The sequence below is a fragment of the Hominimerdicola alba genome (genome assembly GCF_900109655.1).
Lineage (GTDB): Bacteria > Bacillota > Clostridia > Oscillospirales > Ruminococcaceae > Hominimerdicola > Hominimerdicola alba_B.
Map to the genome: position 1 here is coordinate 1 of NZ_FOAT01000042.1, position 2,641 is coordinate 2,641.

Sequence of the window (2,641 nt, forward strand, 5' to 3'; positions counted from 1 at the left end):
GAATGAGTTCATCGTATACTGGCTGCCCAGAATGGAGCATAACAAGTATAATCTCATATCATTCCAGAGTGATAAATATACAGATACTGCAAAGCTGAAAATCACTCCTGAACCCGATAGTATGCTGCGCGTATTCATGACATATGTACCTCTTGATGAGGCTGTGGACATCGAACCACAGGAGCTTTCCACATTTGAAAGAAGCGGCTTCACAGTTGTTGAATGGGGCGGTTCCGAAATAAAATAAGAGTGTTATTTTTAAAGGGCTGCGTCAGCCGTGTAAGAGATCGTACTCTCATGCGGCTGTTCACAGCCCTTTTTTATTTCGTGAGTGGTATATACAGATTTTGAGCAAGCTGGAGAAAGTTGAGATCAAGTACTCCGACTGGTGAGCTTTCTTCAATGTAGGGCTCATAATTATACTATGTATTTATGACAATACAAAACCTCCCACAGCTTTTACACAGCTGGAGGTCTAAGAGAAACCTGTTATAATTTCAAAAAATCTACTTGACAGTAACGCTGAACGCTCTGCTGCTGATATCAACGGTATCCCACTTACCGCCGACCTTTGCGCATATGACCATCTTGTAGGTCTGACCGGGTCTGAGCTTGGGCGAGGTAAAGCTTGTTGTACCTATTGGGATATCCTGCTTGACTACAACCCATTTGCCCGAGGTGAATACAGCCAAGCCATAGTTCTGAGCACCCTTGACCTTTGTCCAGTTCAGCTTGAACTGGTGGTATTCCTCGTTGTATGCGATGGAAGTGATCGAAGGGAATCTCGTTTCGGTATCCTTTGGAGCAACAATGACAGCGTTTGAAACATCCTGTACCCAATTGCCCGATAACATCGTCACCACAGCCACCTTGTACTTTTTACCTTCTTTATGGTTTCTGAGTTCATAGGTATTATCGGTGCATGTATCAAGGAGCTTCCATTTGCCGTTCACGTATCCCGCGATACCGTATTTTTCCGCACCGCCGACTTTATCCCAGCTGAGTTTTACAGCGTTGTAGCCCTGTTCATATGATATCTCGGGGGCAGTGTAAACGAGCTTGGGTATGGTAACTTCCTTGGTGTCATTATAGGTCTTGTTGTTGAAAGTAACAGTCGCTTTGTATATGGTTTTTCCCTCGGATGTATAGGTCGGATCAATGGTTTCCGTTCTTATCAGAGCATTAGTACTGCTTACCTTTCCGCATTCAGCACAGGTGGAGGATATCGTCGCCCGCGAATAGTCCTTGCTCCAGTTCCATGTTGGTTCTACGAAGCTGTGACCCTTTGCCTTGACTACGGTAGCCGAAAGCGTTATCTCTTTGGTACCCTTATCGTCAGTGTAGTATTTTCCATCGGAACAGATGTAGTATTCGATGTTGCCCTTTTTTGTGCAGGTGGGCTCGACTGCCACGACCTTTATATATGTATGATGAACGGTAACGGGTACGCTTATACCCTTAATTGTTAGATAATGCTCGGTATCCTTCGGAGTGAATATCGCCTTGAAGTTTTTTGTGCCGACATTTCCGACGTTCAGGCTACTGTCTTCCCAGCTCCATGTGCCGTTGTCTGCCGCGGGGAGCTTGACATTTGCAAGCGTACTTCCGAAAGGCGCATTGACATCATCGGGGATGTTGTATACTGGCCGCTCCTTTATGCAGAAAGTTTTAGTTACAGTGCCGTAAAAATCGCCTATGCCTTTCCTACGGGCGCAGTGTGGGAACATAAGTTATGGATATGCTAAAAACTTTCTTTGAGATCTCCGATAAGGTTACATCAGTATATTTTAAAGATAAAAAAGATAAAGATATCTGGAAATACAGATCTTATCGATCTTTCAGGTGCTCTGGGAAGTCTTTCGGCTATGCTAAGAAAGCACTACGGAATTGCTCCTATCCTTATCATTGATGAATATGATACGCCTATACAGCAGGGATATATGTATGGCTTCTATGATGAAGCAATACTCTTTATGCGTAATTTCTTTTCTGAAGGCCTAAAGGACAATAATGATCTGGGTTTCGGATTCCTTACAGGTATTATGCGTGTTGCAAAGGAAAGTATATTCAGCGGCATGAACAATCTCAGTGTCAACTCTGTACTTGATAACAAATACAGCTGTTATTTATCCTTGTTAGTTTTATCTATCGCCGATAAATATAGAACCAGCTGTTTCAATTAGCGCTAAAAATAAAAATGTTTATGAAAACAAAGCTCCCGAAATTCTAATTCCGTGAGCAGTTTTACGAATGTAGGACTTTATATGGAAATATGCCGTGAATGACAATTGTACTTTCAGCAAGGAACACAAGTGCCTGAACTGGGAGGATTATCTGCTCACCCGTCACGAGCTTGAAGAGGCTGATGATCTGTGTCCCGGCAACTGGATCGAGATACAGAGACTGTATGAATACATAGACCGACTCAAAGCTATTCTTGATGAGAATGAGACAGACTATCCGGAGATCTGATTAACTTCAACAGGAATCCTGTCAATTCAGGCGGGGTCCTACCCTACGTTGAGATGGCTCTCAAATCGCGGCAGAGTGGCTCCAAAGCCGGCTCTCCCTCAAATATCCGTATTAATCCTAAACCTTCACCATCAATTTCGCTGCCAAAAGCTTACACCCACATCTTCCG

The 2,641-nt window shown here is 43.6% G+C and carries 3 protein-coding genes and 1 pseudogene; 3 read left to right on the top strand and 1 reads right to left on the bottom strand.

The window, feature by feature from the left end:
* Nucleotides 1–247, top strand: a pseudogene (locus BMY75_RS17375) (BspA family leucine-rich repeat surface protein); the annotation flags it as partial.
* 259 nt (nt 248–506) lie between these two features.
* Here BMY75_RS17375 and BMY75_RS17380 read toward each other — a convergent pair.
* A complete protein-coding gene (locus BMY75_RS17380) occupies nt 507–1,727 on the bottom strand; it encodes a fibronectin type III domain-containing protein (RefSeq protein WP_074836456.1) in 1,221 nt (406 codons plus the stop codon).
* A 27-nt stretch (nt 1,728–1,754) separates the two neighbouring features.
* Here BMY75_RS17380 and BMY75_RS17385 point away from each other — a divergent pair, with 27 nt between their 5' ends.
* Together BMY75_RS17385 and BMY75_RS17390 are read left to right on the top strand one after the other, a co-directional pair.
* Entirely contained in the window at nt 1,755–2,183 is a 429-nt protein-coding gene (locus BMY75_RS17385; RefSeq protein WP_074836458.1) for an AAA family ATPase, read from the top strand.
* A gap of 94 nt (nt 2,184–2,277) precedes the next feature.
* Nucleotides 2,278–2,472, top strand: coding sequence for a mobility-associated LCxxNW protein (locus BMY75_RS17390; RefSeq protein WP_074836460.1), 195 nt, complete (start codon nt 2,278–2,280; stop codon nt 2,470–2,472).
* The last annotated feature ends 169 nt before the right edge of the window (nt 2,473–2,641 follow it).

What these genes read in the sequence shown, in the direction of transcription:
- BMY75_RS17380 (WP_074836456.1), bottom strand. Translation starts at nt 1,727, where the DNA reads ATGTTCCCACACTGCGCCCGTAGGAAAGGCATAGGCGATTTTTACGGC.